Source organism: Paenibacillus sp. FSL R7-0313 (assembly GCF_037969885.1).
Taxonomy (GTDB): Bacteria; Bacillota; Bacilli; order Paenibacillales; family Paenibacillaceae; genus Paenibacillus.
Genome location: NZ_CP150219.1, coordinates 1,553,996 through 1,575,255, shown reverse-complemented (window position 1 = coordinate 1,575,255; position 21,260 = coordinate 1,553,996). Strand labels below are relative to the sequence as shown.

17 protein-coding genes are annotated in these 21,260 nt (G+C 50.9%); 6 read left to right on the top strand and 11 right to left on the bottom strand.

The window, feature by feature from the left end; translation table 11 throughout:
• Position 1: 1 nt before the first annotated feature.
• Genes cydD through NSQ38_RS06955 form a run of 3 tightly spaced genes read right to left on the bottom strand, consistent with a single transcriptional unit; the run spans position 2 to position 4,335 of the window.
• Positions 2–1,918 carry a thiol reductant ABC exporter subunit CydD gene (cydD, locus tag NSQ38_RS06965; RefSeq protein WP_339788113.1) on the bottom strand — a complete coding sequence of 639 codons (1,917 nt, stop codon included), beginning with the start codon at positions 1,916–1,918 and terminating at the stop codon, positions 2–4.
• 1 nt (position 1,919) lies between these two features.
• Entirely contained in the window at positions 1,920–2,975 is a 1,056-nt protein-coding gene (gene cydB / locus NSQ38_RS06960) for a cytochrome d ubiquinol oxidase subunit II (protein ID WP_240768199.1), read from the bottom strand.
• Positions 2,920–4,335 (bottom strand): cytochrome ubiquinol oxidase subunit I, encoded by a 1,416-nt coding sequence (locus NSQ38_RS06955; protein ID WP_017691731.1) that lies wholly within the window; start codon positions 4,333–4,335, stop codon positions 2,920–2,922. Before NSQ38_RS06955 ends, cydB begins: the two co-directional genes overlap by 56 nt.
• Before the next feature lie 383 nt (positions 4,336–4,718).
• Here NSQ38_RS06955 and NSQ38_RS06950 point away from each other — a divergent pair, with 383 nt between their 5' ends.
• Genes NSQ38_RS06950 through NSQ38_RS06935 form a run of 4 tightly spaced genes read left to right on the top strand, consistent with a single transcriptional unit; the run spans position 4,719 to position 9,214 of the window.
• Positions 4,719–6,011 (top strand): hypothetical protein, encoded by a 1,293-nt coding sequence (locus NSQ38_RS06950; RefSeq protein WP_339788110.1) that lies wholly within the window; start codon positions 4,719–4,721, stop codon positions 6,009–6,011.
• The gene (locus NSQ38_RS06945; protein WP_339788107.1) at positions 6,008–7,003 is read left to right on the top strand and encodes a glycosyltransferase; all 996 of its coding nucleotides are present in this window, start codon (positions 6,008–6,010) and stop codon (positions 7,001–7,003) included. The genes NSQ38_RS06950 and NSQ38_RS06945 overlap by 4 nt, the downstream gene beginning before the upstream one ends.
• Position 7,004: 1 nt before the next feature.
• The gene (locus NSQ38_RS06940; RefSeq protein ID WP_339788104.1) at positions 7,005–8,546 is read left to right on the top strand and encodes a glycosyltransferase; all 1,542 of its coding nucleotides are present in this window, start codon (positions 7,005–7,007) and stop codon (positions 8,544–8,546) included.
• On the top strand, positions 8,543–9,214 hold the full coding sequence (locus NSQ38_RS06935) for a class I SAM-dependent methyltransferase (protein ID WP_339788101.1): 672 nt from the start codon (positions 8,543–8,545) through the stop codon (positions 9,212–9,214). Before NSQ38_RS06940 ends, NSQ38_RS06935 begins: the two co-directional genes overlap by 4 nt.
• A 240-nt stretch (positions 9,215–9,454) precedes the next feature.
• Here NSQ38_RS06935 and NSQ38_RS06930 read toward each other — a convergent pair whose 3' ends face one another.
• The 5 genes from NSQ38_RS06930 to NSQ38_RS06910 all read right to left on the bottom strand — a co-directional run bounded on the left by NSQ38_RS06930 (position 9,455) and on the right by NSQ38_RS06910 (position 17,754).
• Positions 9,455–11,461, bottom strand: a complete 2,007-nt coding sequence (locus NSQ38_RS06930; protein WP_339788099.1) for a glycosyltransferase — start codon at positions 11,459–11,461, stop codon at positions 9,455–9,457.
• Between the two features lie 112 nt (positions 11,462–11,573).
• Positions 11,574–13,526 carry a glycosyltransferase gene (locus tag NSQ38_RS06925; protein WP_339788095.1) on the bottom strand — a complete coding sequence of 651 codons (1,953 nt, stop codon included), beginning with the start codon at positions 13,524–13,526 and terminating at the stop codon, positions 11,574–11,576.
• A complete protein-coding gene (locus NSQ38_RS06920) occupies positions 13,483–15,726 on the bottom strand; it encodes a glycosyltransferase (protein ID WP_339788092.1) in 2,244 nt (747 codons plus the stop codon). Before NSQ38_RS06920 ends, NSQ38_RS06925 begins: the two co-directional genes overlap by 44 nt.
• Before the next feature lie 78 nt (positions 15,727–15,804).
• Entirely contained in the window at positions 15,805–17,211 is a 1,407-nt protein-coding gene (locus tag NSQ38_RS06915; protein ID WP_339788089.1) for a DUF6385 domain-containing protein, read from the bottom strand.
• Positions 17,212–17,256: 45 nt separating this feature from the next.
• Entirely contained in the window at positions 17,257–17,754 is a 498-nt protein-coding gene (locus NSQ38_RS06910; RefSeq protein ID WP_339788086.1) for a DUF6385 domain-containing protein, read from the bottom strand.
• 202 nt (positions 17,755–17,956) lie between these two features.
• Here NSQ38_RS06910 and NSQ38_RS06905 point away from each other — a divergent pair, with 202 nt between their 5' ends.
• Both NSQ38_RS06905 and NSQ38_RS06900 read left to right on the top strand, forming a co-directional pair.
• Positions 17,957–18,490, top strand: a complete 534-nt coding sequence (locus NSQ38_RS06905; protein ID WP_339788083.1) for a hypothetical protein — start codon at positions 17,957–17,959, stop codon at positions 18,488–18,490.
• A 30-nt stretch (positions 18,491–18,520) separates the two neighbouring features.
• The gene (locus tag NSQ38_RS06900; protein ID WP_339788080.1) at positions 18,521–19,102 is read left to right on the top strand and encodes a hypothetical protein; all 582 of its coding nucleotides are present in this window, start codon (positions 18,521–18,523) and stop codon (positions 19,100–19,102) included.
• Between the two features lie 153 nt (positions 19,103–19,255).
• On the opposite strand, the gene NSQ38_RS06895 is transcribed toward NSQ38_RS06900, so the two are convergent.
• The 3 genes from NSQ38_RS06895 to NSQ38_RS06885 form a co-directional block, all read right to left on the bottom strand.
• The gene (locus NSQ38_RS06895; RefSeq protein ID WP_339788077.1) at positions 19,256–19,456 is read right to left on the bottom strand and encodes a hypothetical protein; all 201 of its coding nucleotides are present in this window, start codon (positions 19,454–19,456) and stop codon (positions 19,256–19,258) included.
• 626 nt (positions 19,457–20,082) lie between these two features.
• Positions 20,083–20,331 (bottom strand): hypothetical protein, encoded by a 249-nt coding sequence (locus tag NSQ38_RS06890; protein ID WP_339788074.1) that lies wholly within the window; start codon positions 20,329–20,331, stop codon positions 20,083–20,085.
• A gap of 34 nt (positions 20,332–20,365) precedes the next feature.
• On the bottom strand, positions 20,366–21,106 hold the full coding sequence (locus NSQ38_RS06885; RefSeq protein ID WP_339788071.1) for a hypothetical protein: 741 nt from the start codon (positions 21,104–21,106) through the stop codon (positions 20,366–20,368).
• Positions 21,107–21,260: the final 154 nt, after the last annotated feature.

The window sequence follows — 21,260 nt, the reverse complement described above, 5'->3', positions numbered from 1 at the left end:
TTTATATCGCCTCCATCTGGGCCTGAATCATCTGATAATATACACCTTGTCGTGCCAGTAATTCCTGATGTGTTCCCGTCTCTGCCACTGTGCCGCCATCCATGACAATAATTCGATCCATATGCGGCATCCAGTGCAGGCGATGGGTAGCCAAAAATACAAGTTTTCCTTCAAACAGTGGCATCATCGTCTGTTTCAATTCATACTCTGTTTCCACATCCAGATGAGCTGTCGGTTCATCAAGCAGCAGGATGTTCCGTTTACTAAGCAGGGCTCTTGCCAGCGCCACCCGTTGCTCCTGCCCACCACTGAGCTGTCTGCCGCCAGCCCCAATAGGCTCATGCAACCCACCGGATAATGAGGACAGCAGCTTGGTTAATCCAGCTGCGCTAATGGCCTTAGCCACCTCCGCATCCGAAGCCTCCGGCATGTAGAAACGAACGTTATCGGCCAGACTTCCACTAAAGATATACGGATGCTGCGGGATAGCTGCCGTCTGTCTTCGCCAGGATTCGAGCATATCCGATGTAACTGGCTGTCCGTTGGCTAATACTTGGCCTGAAGTAGGAAGCTGAAATCCAGCCAATACGTCAATCAACGTGGATTTACCTGCTCCGCTGGCGCCAATAATACCGATTTTGCCAAGACCCGTGATCTGAAATGTGACATCCTTTAGCGAATAAGGACCTTCATCATCATGCCGTACCTGTACATCCGTTAGAGCCAAATTGCTATTCTCATTCCAGGAGAACACTGAGGAAGCGGAAGAAACAAGCTCAGGAATAGTAGAAACAGAAGCAGGATCAGGAGCAAGATGCCCCGCAGCCATTTTATCGTTCAACACGACACGTATGGTCGAAGTGCTGGCTTTCCTTTTACCCAAAGATAATGATGGTGTAGATCCAGCCTCGTCCTCTGCCGTAACGGGATTTGCAACAACATTTGCATAGGCTTCTTTCTGTTTCTGTTCGGCGACTTTCCCCCGTTCAATCACCTGATTAATGGCTGCTCCGGCTTCCTTACCGTCCAATGTGGCATGATAATCAGCGCCGAGCATACGTACAGGCAGGAAATATTCGGGTGCCAGAATCAGTACCGTCAACGCAGGGCCGAGCAGCATATGCCCCTCCGTCAGACGTAATCCCAGACCAACCGCCACGGAAGCAACGGACAGCATGGTGAAGAAGTCGAGTGCAAACGAAGACAGAAAGGCCATGCGCAGGGTGGACATCGTTGCCTTCCTATACCGCTGACTGACCCGCAAAATGGACCCTTCATGTGCTTTGCTTTGTCCCAATGTTTTTAGCGTTTCCAGACCCCGCAAGGTATCAACAAAATGGTTAGCAAGTGCTTTGTAGGATCTGAATTGTCCGTCTATCTTACGCTGAGCTGCGAGACCAATCAGAATCATGAACACGATCAGGATCGGGAGTGTCAGCATCAGAATAACCCCGGACATCAGATCCAGCTTAAACACATACAGCAAAATGACGATAGGTGTGAATCCTATGCCCAGCATACGAGGAATGAATAGTTCGAGATACGTCTTGTATTGAGCTGTTCCCTCACGTGCCAGTGTGACCAGATGGCCTGTGCCCTTTGTCTTGGCATAACGCGGCCCGAGCCTGAACCACTGCTCCACCATCTGTCTGCGCAGATCGGTCCCTGTTCTCTCCGCATATCGTGAAGTCACGAGTTGTAACCAGAAGGATAGGGCGTAGCGGGCGGCAAAAGCAGCCAGGAACAGCAGCAGTACAGGATACTGCTCCGTTACGGATGAACCTTCAAACAATGCCGTGATGGCATGTGCCAGCCATTTGGCTTGCATCATGATCGTCATCGCCTGTAGCAGCACCAGCGCTGAGGCCAGCGCAAGTACAGGCCGGATGCCCGGCAGCTTCAGCAGCCCCCGTCCCATATCAGTACTCCAGGTGGTGCTGCTCGTTCAGGCGTTTACGGAAGATATAATAACTCCAGATCTGATAACCAAGAACAAACGGCAGCAATGTGCAAGCTACAATTGTCATTACTTTCAATGAATAAGCGCCGGATGCGGCGTTGTATACAGTCAGGTCATATGCCGCCCCAAAGGAACTCACCATCACTCTTGGGAAAAGTCCGATAAAGACCGAGGCAAAGGCAATTGCAATAACTCCCCCAGTCATTCCAAAAGCCCAACCTTCACGCTTCTGACGAACAAAGTATGCCGCAAGTGCAAGCGAAACTGCGCCAAGTACAACCATGATCCAAAGAGCCCAGCCGCGTACGGCGAATACATCGGTCATGAAATACGTCATTAACGCGTAAACGGCGAGCAGTGCAGCCAGCGGCAGCATCAATTTTTGCGCTGTCTTCAAGGCACGCTCTCTGAGATCACCTACTGTTCGTAGTGATGCAAACAGCAATCCATGAACCAGACACAGCAGGGTTACACTCAAGCCACCAATCACGGTGTACGGATTAACAATATCGAGGAATCCTGCACGCAACTGCATCTCCCCATCAATGGGCAGACCTTTCATCAACGTGGCAAAGACCACGCCGAACAGGAACGGCAAGAGTGCACTGGAGACAACAATGATGATGTCCCACGTTTTGCGCCAGCGCTGCTGTTTCATTTTACTGCGGAATTCGAAAGCAACTCCGCGGCCAATCAAGGCGAGTAACACCACCACAAGTGGCAGGTAAAAACCACTGAACAACGTCGCATACCAGTGCGGGAAGGCAGCAAACATCGCTCCCCCTGCTGTAATCAGCCATACTTCATTACCATCCCAGAACGGACCGATCGAGTTGATCAGGGTCCGGCGTTCACGATCTGTTTTGGCAATAATGCCTGTAGACATCCCCACACCAAAATCAAAACCTTCCAAAAAGAAAAAACCAACAAACAATACGGCAATCAGCAAAAACCACAACTCACTTAGTGACAACGGAATAACCTCCATCCACGCCGAACGGATCGGCCGATTCATCGTGATCTTCCGGCTTCTCGACCGCAAACGGTCCTGCTTTGATCTCACGTACGAACAGGTATACCATCACGATTCCGAGAACCGTATACGCAGCGGTAAAAGCAATGGTCGAGAACAGGATCATTCCTGCGGATACGTTCGGTGAGACCCCGGCTTCGGTGGTCATATAACCAAATACCGTCCACGGCTGCCTGCCAACCTCGGTCATAATCCAACCTGATGTATTGGCGATAAACGGCAAGGATATGGCAAATACCATCAGACGCATAAACCACTTTCCAGCGACCTCCAGCTTCTTGCGCATAGCCAGAAACGTACCGTACAGAGCCAGCACAATCATCAAACCACCCGCTGCGATCATAATGCGGAAACTCCAGAACGTTGTCCGTACCGGCGGGATGTAATCCCCCGGTCCATATGTCTGCTGATACTCAGCATTCAGTTCCTTCATGCCTTTGACACTACCGGAGAACTTGCTGTAGGACAGGTAACTGAGTAATCCAGGGATTTTGATCTCACCCGTACTCTCCTGTTTATCCGGATCGATAAAAGCGACCACCGTCCATGGCGCCGGATCTTCTGTCGTTGTCCATGTGCCCTCACTGGCTGCCATCTTCATCGGCTGTGTCTCCACCAGATATTGCGCCTGGAAGTGACCCGAGAATGCGACGCCGAATGAAGAAACAAGAGCGATAATGATCGCAATATTAAACGATTTGCGGAAGATCTCCACATCTTGCTTTTTCATCAATTTGTAGGCACTAATCCCGGTTACGACGAAAGCCCCTGTCATCAATGCCCCAAAAATCGTATGTGGGAATTCGACGAGAAGCTGACCATTCGTGATGAGAGCAAAGAAATCATTCATCTCGGCTCGGCCGTTGTTAATCTCAAACCCGACCGGATGTTGCATAAATGAATTGGCTGCCAGAATCCACAGCGCGGACAGGAATGTGCCGACAAACACCAGCCAGATGCAGGCCAGATGCACTTTTTTGGACAAACGATCCCATCCGAATATCCACAAACCAATAAATGTAGACTCCATAAAAAACGCCAGTAGCGCTTCAATAGCCAGTGGCGCACCGAACACGTCCCCGACAAATCGGGAGTACTCGGACCAGTTCATACCGAACTGGAACTCTTGCAAAATACCTGTGACAACCCCGACGGCAAAGTTAATCAGGAACAGCTTGCCCCAGAACTTGGCCATCGTTTTGTAGATTTCCTTCCCCTTAACAACGTACAACGTCTCCATAATCGCAACCAACAGTACAAGACCGATGGATAGCGGGACAAAAAAGAAATGGAAAATCGTTGTAAGTGCATATTGGATACGCGATAACATAATCGGATCCATACCGTTACCCCTTCTTTCTGTTCACTTCGCAGTATGCGTATCTGGCATTGAAGCTGCACCTTCGCTGTCTGTCCGCCAAATACGTTGATGAACGTATTGTGCCAGATTACCTATTTTATACATGTGAGAATTATCACAATCTTCGTCTCTAGAGCAAAAAAAAGTGATCCTAGTCACACAAAAGATAAAATTCAGCCTATTATCACAGCTTGCCAACTGCATCTATTCATGGAAGATACTCATGTTTGGGACGGAATGCCCATATGTTAGTCTCAGGCATATCATGCGAAGTACCGTGAGGGCTTTACATATGAAGTGAAAGCATGAAGCACATGCAGAGCGAATGACGCTCCATATTACAGTCAAGGTGAGGTGAACTATTCATGGAAAAACCTGCACCACTACCAGGTGAAGACACCGAAGCCAGCCTGGATAAGGTCAGTACAGCACAGTCCCCTGTCCGATATGTTCTCTTCCCTCGCAAAGGTGGCTGGTCATCCTTTCCCTATCCCGATATTGCTGCACTGCTGTCGATCGAGGGAGAGGTCTTCTATGTCAGTAGCCTGACGCAAACAGAAGATGTACCTCCGGTCATCAGTGTCATCTCCCTCCCTGAAGCCGAGCAGCTATTGCTGGAACCTCGCACCGTAGCCGTAATCGCCCATCCCTACTGGCTAATGGCTACAGCTTCGCTGGAGCCTGAGCTATGTATTGCCCTGCTCCCTGAGCCTGCTGGAAACGAAGCAGAATCTCCGCTATGGGAGAGCAGTATTTCCAAACTGGTCGGCATCGCCGATCTGGTAGGCACATCCTCCGAAACACGTTATATGAAGCTGTTATTCCAAGGCGTACGTGTTATCTGGCTGGGCGGCGAAGACCCTGCACCTGCGGGTACGATGCAAAAGGATGATCTCGAAGTCCCTCTCCGGGACTACGAACTGTTCTTCCTGCATGCGCTGCGGCAGGTCTTGTCAGGCACTCCGGATAGCGTCACCCTGCTTCAATGCAGTGTACGTGCCGACTTCTACCGCCAGCTTCGTGCCAAAGCAGGTGCACATGAGACGATATCCTTTTTGCTGGCAGCCTATGAGTACTTGCTTGAAGATCGGCGGGCCGTCCATTCGTTGCAAGAGGCCTTCACCCATGCAGTCATGAATGGTCGCAGTGATTGTGTGATCTCCCATTATCGATTCCTGTCTGCCATTCATGCCCGGGCTGGAGAGTTGGAGGACGCCCTGCGAGTGTACGGAATTAGCGCATCCGATGAACAGGAACGGCATCATTATGAACAGTTATGTCGCTGGCTGGAGGCAGGAGAAGATCAACTTGTACGAGCGGAACTACTGCGTATGAACGATGATTACGGAAATGCCCTGCGTATCCTGGACGAACTTGGCGGAGAAACGGCGAGACATTGGAAATTCCGCATCTACCAGGAGACTGGACGTGTGGAAGAGGCACTGGCTCTGGTGCATGCAGTCGATATTCAGGATGATGCCAGTCGCCGGGATTATCAGCAATTATCCGGCAGTGCGCTGGCACTGCGAGGGGAACGACACGGGGCAGTCCGACATTTTCTCGAAACGGCACTGGAGGATGAAGATGCGCTCGCCCGGATTGTCGAACTGGAGTTGTTGGATCATGCTGTACAGCAATTGCTTGGGGAGGTGCCATGATGCTGGACCCAAAGAAGCGTAGACAACAGTTGAATGGGCCAATGGTTCACAGGGATATCCGAACCGAAATCACCTACACGCCAACCGAAACAGTCGATCGAACACATACAGACGCATTGGAAAATGGAGATCACACCCCGGATCATGCACAACCAACACAGGACATCCGAAGCCAAGTGCATCACTGGAATGATTCACAAGGTCAGGGAGAACAGGATGTTGCTGTATCACAAGAGGAAACAAGTGTATTCAAAGAGCCCTTCTCCATTCGTCGGGTTCGCAAAAGCAAAGGCAACAAGCTGACCGCCATGCTCCAGGTTCGCAACGAACGTGGCCGATACCTTGAAGAAGTATTGCATGATCTGAGTGAGTTCGTGGATGAGATCGTGATTGTAGACGATGCCAGTACAGACGGAACCCCGGACATATGCAAAGCCTATTCGAAGGTAGTCCGTCTGGAGGTATTGGAGAAACCGCTATTCGCCGAGGAATGGCGGCTTCGCAACACCTTATGGCAAGCGGCTACGGGAACATGTCCCGACTGGCTGCTCTCGGTTGATGCGGATGAGCTGTACAGCGCAGAGGCCAAGAAAGCCATACGCACTCTGATTAATCAGGAGTATGCGGACTGGTTTGCATTCCGTTTCTACGATATGTGGGGTGGCCGGACCCACTACCGGGAAGATGATCTCTGGTGTCTGCACAAGCGGCATACCGCTTCACTTGTACGTTATATGCCTGGATATCCTTATTTTTATCCACAACAGAATCATCACGTTCCTCGTCTTCCCTTGTCCTGCACTGTATTGCCTGGGGTCAGCACGGAACTGAAGGTTCAGCATCTCGGCTGGGCCGGCAGTCTGGAGGACCGGGTTCGTAAATATTTGCGTTACAAGCGCATTGATCCTAGCGGTGAGTGGGGCAATCTTGCACATTACGAGTCGATCCTTGATCCGGAACCTCGGCTGATTCCCTGGAAGGAGGGACCGTGAGATGGGCGTGGTGAGTATTCTGACGCATAGTTTCACCGACGGGTACAACCGGGAATTCGGTCGTGTATTTGGGGGTGGACTGGAACGCTATATTCTGGATCTGTGCAGTGTCATCCGAGGACTCGGGCATATTCCCGAGGTTCATCAGCTGTCCTATTTTGAAGCATTCCAGACTCGGACGGAGCAGATTGACGTATTTGGTTATTCGTACGACATGGATAATGTACCGGAAGCCTTTGATCGGATGGCAGCCGCAGCGCGCGGCCCAGTGATCTATGCTAGCTGTCTGTGGCAACCCATCACCTACAAACCAGGCAGTCTTGGCATCTGTCACGGCATTAACTGGGATCGTCCCGGACTGCCACTGGAGACAAAACAACAAGTAGCAGAACACATTCAGCTGGCTCTGGATGGACTCGTGCGCATTGTATCGGTGGATTCTCATTTCCAGACCTTTTGCCGAGCTGCATGCACTTATACCGATCCAAGACAGGTTGTCCTGATTCCCAATGCAGTGGATACGTCCTATTTCACACCTGCCCCACCAACGCGAACCTTCGAGCAAGAACAGGAAGACGAATGGCTTGTCGCATGGAAGAATGATCTGGCGAGTCATGAAGAAAATGTTGGAGCAGTTATATCAGGGGTGCAAGCTGTAGAAGGCAAGGCTGTAACAAGTGGTGCTGGAGCTAGCAGTGGTAAGGCTAACAGAGATGGAGGTGGGGATACAGATAGCGGTCAAGAACGAGAGGGGAAAGGAACGGTAGAACTCCATTTACAGTTATCGAAACTGGAAGAAGTCGAGGCAGATGGCGAATCGTATAGGTTTGCTCATAACCACCGAAATTCAAAGGATTGGGCTACAGATATTCTAGCAGAAGCAAATGCTGAGCATCAGGTTAATGGTCCGATTCAAGGGCAGGGAGAAAAGAAAACTGTGGAGGCCCGTGTGACCTCTCCCCGCCCAATTCGCATTATCTATCCACGCCGCATCAGCATGGAACGGGGTATTATTCCAATGATGCTGGCGGCAGATAAACTACTTGGAGCCTTTCCGGATCTGGAGATTGAATTTGCCGGGGAACTGGTCGAAGGCAGTACGGTCGGAAGAGCCTTTCGTTATTGGCATCGTACTCATCCACATGCGGAGCGAATTAATCAGCGCACGTATGATTTCCGGGATATTCGGGAGGCCTACCATCAGGCAGATATCGCCGTGATTCCAACCGTTTTCTCAGAGGGCACCTCCTATGCCTGTCTAGAAGCGATGAGCTGTGGACTTCCGGTAATTGCCTCCAATGTTGGCGGATTGAATGATCTGATTCAGGATGGGTTTAACGGGCTATTGGTACCTCCTGGTGAGCAGGAACTAACCGCTGCACTGGTTCGTCTTGTACAGGACCGGGCCGAGAGAGAACGACTGGGAATCTATGCGCGCGAGACTGCACTGTCCTATGATCTTGCCAGGTGGCGGAGCCGGTGGAGCACGGTGTTGGAATCTTTTTTGGCAGAGACAGGATTAAAGGAGGGAATTCGGGGATGATGGATACGCCCAAGGCAACGGAATTCATGGAATCAAGATACATTCGGCAAAGTGACCCTAAAACGGACACATTGGTCTTCCCGCTGCATCCGGCATGGTGGAGCCGTCCCTACGAATATGAATGGGCCCGGCGGTTTGCACGTCCGGAAGATGTGGTCCTTGATGCAGCCTGCGGCATCTCCCATCCGTTCAAATTCTGGCTTGCAGAGAACTGCCGCGAGGTTCATGCCTGTGACTGGGATGAACGTATTTTGTCTGAAGAGGCGATAAGACTGGATATTGTTTCTGATTTTGGCGAGCAAGCCGCCCAGGATCTGCCGGAATCAACTCTCGTCCGATTGCACCGTGCACAGGCTAATCTGGCCCAGCTTCCGTACGAGTCTGGTAAGTTTGATCGGGTGTTCTGTATCTCTGTACTGGAGCATCTGGATACGGGCACAATGTTGCGGGCGTTTCGGGAATTCGCCCGGGTACTGAAGCCAAACGGACAGTTGATCGCTACCTTCGATGTCCCCGAGATGCGCCCTGATCTGCTGGAGACAATCATGGCTGTCACCGGATTAACCATTGAAGATAAGCTGAACGTGAAAGAGCCAGACGATGCCATCTGGTCTGATATGTACGGCACGCCGATCCGCTGTTTTCGAGCGGTGATATGCAAAGGTTGAGACGAATTGGGTTACGTTGAGTACAGAGTAAGGAACGAAGGGATGAGGGATCGAGCTATTGGCAACGGAAGCATGCACGGTTCGTGAAATGCTCCGATGACCGGTAGCTCCGTTGCTTTTGCATTTTCAATGGGATGAGCTATTGCGGGAATATGTGGGGATTGAGGTTGGGGACTAGAGACTAGAAATAAGAGATTAGTGATTAAAGATTAAAGATTAAAGATTAAAGATTAAAGGAAATTATAGGTGTACCAGTAACATGTTGCACTGGTTGGTGTACTCTTTGGCAGAGGCTGCGCCGGGTGATGTCAGGCGCAGCAGGGTGTGCAGGCCCGGCGGGATTGTCGTCGCCGGGCGACCTGTGGCGGCAGATTGCCGCGCAGTGAGTTGGGCCGATTTGGCCCATTCACGTGCCTGGTTCTGCCGCCCGGCGAGCAGCGCGAGCGTGCCCGCGAGGAGCGTGTGAGCGATGCGCTCCGAGGCGGGCACTTCGTCCGCGTAGGGCTGCTGCGCGCCGTCAGGCGTGCAGCATAGCGCAAGCAGCCCTTCGCGGACGCTCGCGGGTGCGCGCAGCAGCCCGCAGCGTGCCGCAGGCGGAAGCGCTGCGAGCAACGCCAGCGCGCCGCGGGGCGGCAGGGCTTGCAGCAGGCGCAGCCATGCGGCCCAGGCGCCTACGCCGGCGAGCGCTTGCGCAGCCGCGAGCACGCCGCCCGGCGCAGGCGTGGCCGGGCCAGCGGGTGTTGCGCCGCGGGGCGAGCTGCACGCCAGGCCGCAGCTGCGCGCCGTGGCCCCGCGCTGCAGCAACGCCTCGGCGGCGTGGGCCGCGGCAGGCAGCGCTGCCTGCTGGCGAGCCGCCGCTCGGGCGTTGCGCCCGCCGGGCTGCTTGTGGCCCAGCGCCCACAGCGCGAGCGCCGCCTCTGGCCCGTGCTGCGCATGCGCCGCCCAGGGCTGCAAAGCCGCCCGAGCCGCGGCGTCCTCGCCCAGCTGGGCCAGCGCAAGCCCGGCGGCCAGCGGCTGTGCCCGCAGCGGGCCAGCCAGTGCCGCCGCATGGCGCAACAGCCACTCCGGCCGATGCGCAGCCAGCGCGGCCGAGATTAGCGCTTGCCATGCCGCAGGCGGCAAGCTTACCCGCGCGGCTGCGCTGGCGATGGCATGCGGCCGCCCTGTGGCTGCGGCGAGCAACAACAGCCGCTGCCATGCAGGCGAGCTGCCGGATTGTAGGCCCAGCGCCGCTATGTACGCGGCTTCTGCCTCTACCCAGCGGCCAGCCCGTTCATGCACCATGCCTTCCAGCGTCAGGCTGCGGTAGGTTCCAGCACCAGAGACTGATGTATACCTGCTGGCTGTGGAAGCAGCGGATCTAGCCTGTTTTAACCAGTTCAGGGCCATATCCTCTCTCCCTTGATCCAGTTGCAGTACAGCACCAAGCTCCAACAAATCCGGGAAATCCTCATACACGGGCGCCCATGCTTCTACCACAGCAAGCGCCCTGTCCGGGCTGCCAATCTCTCGCCAGGCGTAAGCCGTTTTGAGCACCAGATCCGAGTGATATCCACACTCAGGTGTAAGCTGTGCCAATAATGGCTGTAACAATCGGAGTGCTTCATCATACTTCTCTTGCTGAAACCATTCGGCAGTCAGAGCATATAACAACTCCGGTTGATCTCCCTCCTGATTCAAGGCGGAACGTATCAACTGCATGTTGCGTGCACCTTTATTTTTGGCAGTAATCGCCTGCTCCAGATATCCGTAATGAATGACTTCAAGTCCAGAATGCAACACACCTTGCGGAGCCAGTGCCATGATGGACGAAGCAATCTCTTCATGAATTCTGCCCTGAAAGGCAATTCGGGGATCATTTCGGAATAATCGACATACCGCATCCGTCACACGCTCTTCACCGGACACACCTAGCAGACTTGTGACCTGTATCCAATAACCCCAAACGTCGTCTCTGTTTGCCGCTAACAACTGCACAAGTTCTGCCTTCATCTGTGGGGTCTGTACCCAGACTTCATCCGCATCAAGCACCAGAATCCACGGTTTCGTAGCAGCCGCCAGCGACAGATTACGGGCTTCACTGAAATCTCCGTTCCATTCCGTACGAATTACAACGGCACCATGGAGACGCGCAATTTCAGTTGTATCATCTATCGAACCTGTGTCCACAACGATGATCTCATCCACAACATCCCTAACTGCATTCAAGCACCGCTGGAGTGACACCGCTTCATCCTTCACGATCATACACAAGCTAATCCCTATGCCCATATTCATCACCACCCCTCACCAAAGGAGTTCAGCCCCCATCCATTAGCCCGCTGAATTAAGTTGAACTCCCGCACATGCCTGATCCCTCTCAGCTCTCAAACCCGTCCGCTCCCGGCAACTCCAGCCGAATATGCTGAACGACAGGCCAACAACGGTGCCGCTGTCCATCTGCATGCTGAGCGAACACCTCCAGATGATGGTCCGCAGCACTGACCAATCCTTTCACCAGCCAGCTTGTTCCCGTCAGGGTATCCGAAGCCCCAGGGAACGACTCCATGTCACCGGCCTTCCCGTTTTCCTTTTTCCCTTCCATCTCTTTCTCCTTCTCTTCCACTCGACCGCTCTCTCCCGCCAATTGCTGTCGACACATCTGAATCAGACTATGCAGCTCTTTCCATCTCCCTGACTGTACACATCCTTCCATCATCAGTCCAAGGGCTTGCCAGCCGTCATATTCTGTTCCTGCGACCATTCCGTCTATGCTGGAGTCCATGTCCTTCTTCTTTGTCGCTCTCAGACCAACCGTTCTCCCTGTCTGCACAGCAGATTCCTCATTCGTTCCTTCACCCACCTGCGAACTACGCTTCAACCACAAGGTCAGTGGATCATCTCCGTTGACTTCCTTCCCCTCGACCCACTCCAATCGTTCGAGCCATCGGGCAGACGAGATCGCAAGCAGCCCTTTTTTCCGCCTCACAGGTTCCAGTTTCAGACGCGCCTTGTTCCATCTTCCCTGCTGAATTTGAAGCATCGCTTCAGCAACCGATAAGCGCTCCCTCATCTCTCCGGTGGGTTGTGAGGATACACCCGATAATAATTGCAGAGCCGCATCATAACAACGAGATTGCTCCAAAATGCCCAATACTTTGTGTGTTGCCTCTTCCGAAACGAGTGCAAAGCGCTCCCTCACCAGCTCTGGAATCTGATGTTCCTGCCCGGAGACTCGCATAATTCGGAATATCCGATAGAGCGGCGGTAACAGACTCGATTTGGCACGCACTGCTTCCACATAAGCATCTACCGCACCCTCCAGATCTGCCCTTCCTTCCAGCAATCGCCCTAGTGTATACCACGTCTGATAGGTGCCGATGCCTTCTTCCGTATGGTATATGGGAGGAGGTGGACCCATGCGAATAGCTTCACGGAGCGAATACTCTGCCCGATCTGCATCACCCAATGCCTCTGCACATATCCCGCGATAGTGCATCAGATCCGTGTACTCTGGAAAGAGTTCAAGCGCAGCATCAATGCGATCTAATGCCTCCTGCCAGCGATTCAGATGCTGGAGACAACGAACTTCATATTTGAACAGCAAATGCGCGTAACTGGTCATCGCAGGATCAATCCCCATCCGAGCCACACCAAACGTCTCCAACGCCCGCTCCGCTTCCCCCACACGCAGATACTCGACACCCAGATTATAGTGATGGAACGGCTGATCCGGTTCTTCCTCCACTGCCTGTTGCAGCAGGCGGACATTGCGGTTCACCTTATCTTTGCGCTCCACAATCGCCGTCTGATACCCATAATGATGGATGACCATGTCCGTCACATGAAAAGCAGCCTCTGGATTCCTACGGCAAATCGCCGCCGCAATCTGCTCATGAATTCGACCTTCGAACCGATGCTCCGAGGCATTACGGAAGAGACGCAAAACTGGATTCACGGTAACTCCCTGCTGACCCGTACCTGTATAGTTATGAATGTTTAAAAACAATCCGTCACATCCGCTGACCGCCGTCCAGCTCCTGATCTGCTCACGCGCAGCCCTATCGAGCGCCTCGTCCGCATCAAGAAAGAGAATCCAGTCGCCGGAAGCCCGCTCCAGGCCAGCATTCCGTGCTGCGGCAAAATCTTCGCACCACTCAAATGCCACAACCACCGCTCCATATTGCTTCGCAATCTCCGCGCTGCGGTCCGACGAACCGGTGTCCACTACAATCATTTCGTCCACCGCTCCCTGGACACTGGCAAGACAATGAGGCAGCAACTCTTCTTCATCCTTCACGATCATGCATAGGGAAATTCGTTCCGCTCGCAAGCTGATTCCTCCTTTCCTTTGCATGGAAAAGCGTACGCCATGGGATGCCTTCGGTCGTTCGCAGCCTTTGTTCCAGTGTAGTAAATTGTGCAGAGAGTACACCTGAAGACGAAGAACGAACCATCTCCTGCTGGATGGCCTCCATTGCCAGCCGCATGTAACATACAGCTGCTCCAGCTCGGGCCTGCCGCATATCAGGCTCCCGCTCCAGAGCTTGCTCGAACAGAGACAGCGCTTGATCATTGTGGCCTTTGGCATACAGCGTTTCACCCAGCCAGAATAACCCTTCTGCATCCAGCTCACTCTCGGTCATGCACTGAATCAGGATGTTCGCGGCTACCATGGTATACCCCTGACGATACAGCAGACTTGCAAACTCCCGTCGTAAAGTTACAGCCGTTCCCCAATGATCACACATCATCATTGCCCGCAACTCATGCAGTTGCTCAGCAAGTATAAGCTGTCCTGTCTTTACGGCTTGCTGCACAACCTTTTCTGCTACCATCTCTGCCTGCGGACCCCATTGCATAAGCTTTTGTTCTTGTGAAGCAGGTTTCATGCTTCGCGGCTCTTTGGTTAACTGATTCAGCAGTCGATCCATGACCTTCCAAACGTTCTTTTCTTGTGGAAGCGTAGTTGCGAGGAACGCCTCGGATAATCGTAATCCGTTGGTCCAACAAGCCAGTGCCCAATCCATTCTGTGCTCAGCCGGCAGATTGACTTCATCTACACACCCTGCGCTCCAGTGTTCTTCTGCCAGTTGCAGCGCTTCGGAAACCCTATTCGCACACAACATCCAATGTATTCGATCCGCTACATGGATACGAGCGGTACGCACATCAGTATCCAGCATTTTCAATGCCTGTTCATATGCCCCACAGCCTGCTAGAACATAAATCACCTTCACCAGATGGTCCTCATTTGTCACTGCATATGAATGGAGCATTTCACCACGAATCGAATTACCGTGACCCAATTCCTCGAATCCCCGGCATCTGGCAAGCAATGTTTCTGCTATGTTCGCATCCGTTTCACCGGATTGTTGCAGCACATCTGCCAACCCTGCCCATGCCGGGGCATATGTGAACATGCTGTCCAGAGCCAGCCCGTACAGATGTGCAGATTCATTCAGGAATCCTCGTTTCTGTGCAAGTCTTGCCATGGCGGTATAAGCTCTGTAACTGTCAGAACCTGCTTCCGTTACATATAACGCGTCTAAAGCGCTACCGCCATCACTGTGTCCAACACGGTCTATTCCCTCCCGGCAGTTCGTTACTCGGGCATACGATTGATATGCACGCTCCTCCAAACCTTGCTGCTCCAACGTCTCCCCATACAACAGATGCAGATCAGCATAGGATGGATAACGCTGTCTTTCCACAGCCAGAATTGCATGCGCCTCGTCGTAATGTTCCGATCCTACAAGGGTCTTTGCATAATCTCTAACCAGTGTAGAACGATATGGCGCGAGCGACTCTGTCAGGCGCAATGATTCACGGAACGCTTCAATTGCCTTTTCGACCTGACCAAGCTGGCAATACGTTACTCCCAGATTGTACAGGTGAAAAGGCTGTGCAGGCTCATCTGCGAGTTCCCGCTCAATCAGTTTTAAGTTACGTCTTGGTTTACGTGTCTTCGCAATCGTAGAAGCCAGATATCCATCATGAATGAGACATAGCGGGGCAAGCGGTTCAGCCATATCAATATCAGCAACCTCATCCTGGGCAGACCTGCATGGGCCACGACGAACCAACTGCTCATGGACGCGTCCGGTATATTGATATCCCTTATGAGCACGGAATAGTCTTACTGGTTGGGAGATTACCCTCTCTTCCACCCCTTCACCGTATTGATTCTCTATGGTAATCCGTAATCTTGAGATGCTTTTATGGACTTTAGGCAAATAATTCAGCAGTTCTTCCAATCCATGCGTAACGTACTCATCGGCATCCAAACACAGGACCCATTCCGTACTCGCCAGAGGCAGACTGATATTTCGTGCATGGGCAAAGTCATCTTGCCAGCGGGCGTGCAACACCGTTGCCCCGTACATTCTGGCGATCTCCGGTGTACGATCCGTTGAGCCCGTATCGGTGATAAAACATTCCATGCCGATATGCTTCAAGCTGTCGAGACAGCGGGGCAGGTGATGTTCTTCATTTTGCACAATCATATGGATTCCAAGTAACCGGTTCTTCAAAGGCAACCACCTCCAATGCAAAAAAGTACATGAAGTCCACCAAAGGAACTCCATGTACCTATATGACAATTAAATGGGTTATGTGCCTTGTCCATTGAAGAACACATCAATCGTGCTTGGTGCGCCGATTAGGCTCGAACGGTAGGAAAGACGTGTATATTTGAGAAAACGCTGTGGTACGAGTACATCCACTGATCCGGACAAAATGCCAGTCACCGTGGTCACATCCGTGTACCAGTTCGTTCCGTTGGCACTGATCTCAACAAGAGCATCTACCCGGTTTATACCCGGCCCCCGGTTATATACAAAGAAAGAATACGTACCAAATACACTGGTTGTAACCGCTGGCAGCGCTGTGAAGGTGTTTGCGGTAGGGGTGCTTATGAGTTGGGACTCCTGAAAACTCTTCTGTGAAATGGAAGTCACACTGCTGAGTGTCCCTGCTGTAATCGTAGCTCCAAGCACACTCGTAATCGTACCATTCAGCAGGTTCGTCAATGTTCCTGCAGTTACGGTTGCACCAAGTACGCTGGTAATCGTTCCGTTCAACAAGTTGGTCAGCGTTCCTGCAGTGATTGTTGCTCCAAGCACACTTGTAATCGTACCATTCAGCAAGTTGGTCAACGTACCCGCTGTTACCGTTGCGCCGAGCACACTCGTAATGGTCCCGTTCAATAAGTTCGTGAGTGTTCCTGCGGTAATTGTGGCTCCGAGTATACCTGTGATCGTACCCGCTGTGATGGTCGCCCCAAGTACACTGGTAATTGTTCCGGCCGTGATTGTTGCTCCCAACACATTTGTGATCGTACCATTCAACAGGTTCGTCAGTGTTCCTGCGGTCACCGTGGCTCCGAGCACACTGGTGATGGTTCCGGCTGTGATCGTCGCTCCCAATACACTTGTGATCGTACCATTCAGCAAGTTCGTCAGTGTTCCTGCGGTCACCGTGGCTCCGAGCACACTGGTGATGGTTCCCGCCGTGATCGTCGCCCCAAGTACACTTGTGATCGTACCATTCAGTAAGTTCGTCAGTGTCCCTGCGGTCACCGTGGCTCCGAGCACACTGGTGATGGTACCATTCAGCAAGTTCGTGAGTGTACCAGCCGTCACGGTCGCCCCCAGCACACTGGTGATGGTTCCCGCCGTAATCGTCGCTCCCAATACACTTGTGATTGTACCGTTCAGCAAGTTCGTTAAGGTACCCGCAGTAACTGTGGCTCCAAGCACACTGTTAATCGTACCTGCTGTGATGGTCGCTCCAAGTACACTCGTGATGGTTCCGTTCAGAATGTTGGTAATGGTTCCGGCGTTAATTGTGACAGTGGTCAGACCTGAGATGTTACTGATCGTTCCGTCCAAAATAATGCCAACCACGTTCCCGCTCGGATCAGTTCTGACGGGCTGTGCTGTGCCTGTACTATCTTGACCGAAAATCAACGTTCTCAGATTATCCGGATTCGTATTAAACGTCGTAAAGTTAGGCATATGCCTCGTCCTCCTCCCTGGTCAAATCTTCGTGATTATACTCCCTTACGGCATACGCTGCGCCTGAAAGTACACATCGAGCCGGGTCGGTTGATCCGGTTCAACGGATTGAATTGCAAGCCGGGTATAATGCAAAAATTGCAATGGTACCAGCGCTTTGGTCTGTCCTCCCGCGATCACCTCCTGGCTGTCCACAGCATAGTCCAAGGCATTGGGGCTGATCTGGATCTGTACAAGAGCCGGATGTTTCCCCCGATTGACAACGCCATAGGTGTACATGCTGAGTGATGAGGTGTCTTGTGCAGGGAGTGAATCCATGCTGCTACTGGTTTCGGCCCCGACATACGTATGCTCTGTAAAACAATGAATAGCACCAGGGAGTTTCGTGCGTGAGGAAGCACCCTGCTTGAACCGGGGACGAGTAATCCGGGAACAAGGGGGTTTCAGCAATTTAGCGCGGCAGGAATGACGGGAGCGACGGCGACTGACATATTTAGTTGGTTGCTTCGTTCTCTTCTTGCTTCGCTTCGCTGTTCGACTCATCTCGATTTCCCCTTAAAAAATGTGCTTACGCATCGTATGCCCGGATTGTATATACGGGCACGGCATCTGCCGTTATTTTGGAATTTGCAATCCGTTCCCAAACGCTTTCTCTTGTTTTTACATACAATGCAAGTAATGAGGACATGCGAAACAAAAAGCATCATGAAGCCATTTCAATCCGTTCAGAGGAGAGGGGTACAAGATGACAAACTCTAATATATTCAACCAGTCTAATGGGCCCCTGTTCACGCAACTGACCAACACCTATGCAGCCCCGGGAATTGAGGCATCGGTAGATACCGGAGCAGCGGCAGCAGGCAGTTTTTTTGCCCTGACAACAAATAATATAGCGATTCCTGCCAGCCAAAACCTTCTTCTTCAGATCCTGAATGCAACTGGAAGTGGCAGAACAGTACGTATCGCCAGCCTTTCGGGAGGTACAACTGCTGCAGCTACTCTGGTCGTTTATTCCGGCGGAACTGTGACCGTAGGAACTACACCTGTACCCGTCAATACGTTGCTTGGCAACACCAACACCAGCATCGTGACCACCAGGCAAAATACCGGCACGCTTGGGGGTACGTTTACAAGCTTGCTCAGCATACCTCTTACTGCGGGAATGTATGCTTTGGACTTAAACGGTTCTATTGTTGTTCCGCCGGGACAATCACTATCCATTAGTTTAGGAACTGGCAGTCAGACAGCAGCTATTAACCTCTTCTGGTGGGAATTCTGAGCATGATTCTGATAAAAGGAGGTGCACACTGTGCCAAACAATAATGTATTTAATCCATTAAATCTGCCCGTCTATACATCCAACACCAACACCTATATTTTTCCCGGCATTGTTGCTCCTCCGGAGAATAATGCAGGCAGTACAGGCAATCTGTACAATGCAGGTTCCACCAACTCCACAACACTGGGGTTGCTGGGAGGAACGGTAATCGCCACCGTACAACTGGCCAATCCAGCAGGGAGTGGGAAAACCCTATATGTATCACGGCTCTCCGGCGGAATCACGGTTGCACTGAATCTGTTGTCATCCTTCAGCGGTTCCATGAGCCTTACAGCGAATGGAACGCTGTCCTCCCCCAGTACACTAACATCGGTAAACAGCAATCTTTCCAGCAGCAATACCAGCGTAGCCATCGTACGATTCTCTACTGCTGCGCCTTCAGGAGCCACCACATTGATGGCTATGCCCCTTCAAGCAGGGCCGTTTCTGTCCGATGAATTTGGCCGTTATGTGGTTCCTCCGGGTCAAGCCATGAACCTCTCTGTCAGCGGATCACTTTCGGTTGGTGGACTGATGGCCTCTACTGCTTATTTCGCTTGGTGGGAAGTATGATTCGTTCAATATATAATATTCTAGGATAGCAACCGGCCGCCCTTCGGTGACTACCTGAACCCCCTTTGATCGAACAGACGACGACTTGACTTCCGAGAGGGTGAGGGCGAAGCAGAGAGCTCGGCCTGACGGTGGTTAATCGCTATCCCTCTGTTAACATTCGGAAGGCAAAAGGGAAAATACGAGTACAACAAAAAGAACAGGCATATGCTGGCCCGCCATGTATATGATCTCTTCAGTGTCTGCCTGTCTTATTTCCCTAAAAGCATATGGGTGTAGTTCGAAGATCGAACCATCAAAGAAAAGCACTGTATCATAATCCGTTACCTCTACCGATTGTTCAGCACAGAGCATCTTGAATTGCTCCCACTCCGGTGTTAATAAGTTATCTAGTCTTATACCTTCTAAGTAGATTACGAGAATGTAATGGCCACCTAATGTGGCGACGGCACGTAAAACTTCATGCTTACAGTGTGTTATATTCTCACGGACATAAAAATCGATTATAGTTTCACTTAAGATACGATCAACCGGATGCATGACTTTTTCACGACTTCATCCTCAATAGGAGCTGCCATTTTCATGAGGTTTGAAATCCGACTTTTAGCCCTATTTTTAGCTACTGTTACTCTTCTCATTATTTACCTTCACTATCAAGATATTTGCATTATTGCAAAATCGATGCGAGCTGACAAATTTTAAAGAATAGACTTTAGTCTGCTTTTGATTTTGGCTCCGTGAGGGATGTTAACGTGGGTCAGGAACGTAAAGCGGAGTACCCCGCAGCGGTGCCTGCTGGCTCTGCCGCCTTAGAGCCAGTAAGCATTAGCCCTCAGAAAAAAAAGTAAGATCTTCTCTGAAGAAGATATTTATCTAGGTATCAATCCTATTTTTCGTTTGAGAGTAAGCCTAATCATTAAGATCAAAAAGAGCACCCGTATGGATGCTCTTTAAGAATGAGTAAAACGATAATTTATTATTCAATGCATTTCTTTCTTTTTGTCCATTTCAGCCCATACTAGATAAATAATTCCTAGACAGAGTGCAATTATTTCTGGGATAAAAGAAAAGGATTTTGTAACTGACAGAGCATAGTCAAACATACCCTCACCTAAAACATTATCTTTGCGGCCCATAATTGCCGCAACAATATAATGTGTACTATTTCTCGAAATAAACAATATGGCAGAGATGACAAGGAGGGTAATACCAGCTGCCCGTTTATTCATATAATCATTCCTCCTTGGTATCAATTGATTTGTTTTAATTCGGAACCGTATCAGTTTCCATTATTACATAGAGCCCATCAGGTAACCCTGCATTTCCTTTTTTCGCGATATAAACGTCTAGAAAATATGTCTCATCAGTTATTTTCACATTGGTCTTACCATCGAAGTTCCATAGTTCTTCATACATTGTACCAAAAGAATTACTCATGTTGGGAGTATATTGCATCCATGAGTATTTTTTTGGAGGTATTGGTTGAGCAATTGAATCAGTGTTAGAGTATGAGTTACTCCACGATGCCCCTACTGATACCCCTGCAGTAAATGCTTTTTTAGTATGAGAAGCGGATAAACTAACGTTACTCGTATAGGATTGTGAAGCCGCAAAGGTGATAGTTCTAGTTGCAGTTTGTGTCCCAGAATTATAAACCGGAACGGAAATTCTGCGAGCTAAATTTTGCCGATACACTGTAGGTACGAATCCAGCCTGAACGTATCTACTTCGATCAATCAAAGCAAATGGTGTAATCAAATCATCATCATTAGTACGACTCTTTAAATCCCCAATATTAATTCTATTAGTCATAATACTTTTCTGTGCCTCTAAAAGTTGTTGTTTTTCCTCATTTTCCTTTATTAAAAGATCATACTGCTCAGTATTAAGCTCTTTTTTCACCCCATCTTCAACGACAAATGCTCTTGCTACATTAGATTCGGCCGAAACTGTATTTTCAGTTTCAGCAAAAGCAGCTGAGCTGGTACCTCCTACCATTGCCACTACTAGAGACAGAATTACCGGAAACTTCAACTTCACCTTCATTTTCACGTTCCTTTCTCTTAGGTTTATTTACGCACAACCAAATACAGTAATTGTATTAAATGTATCTATTTATAATAAGAACACCTTATGTCAGTGTAAAGTTTGGAATTTT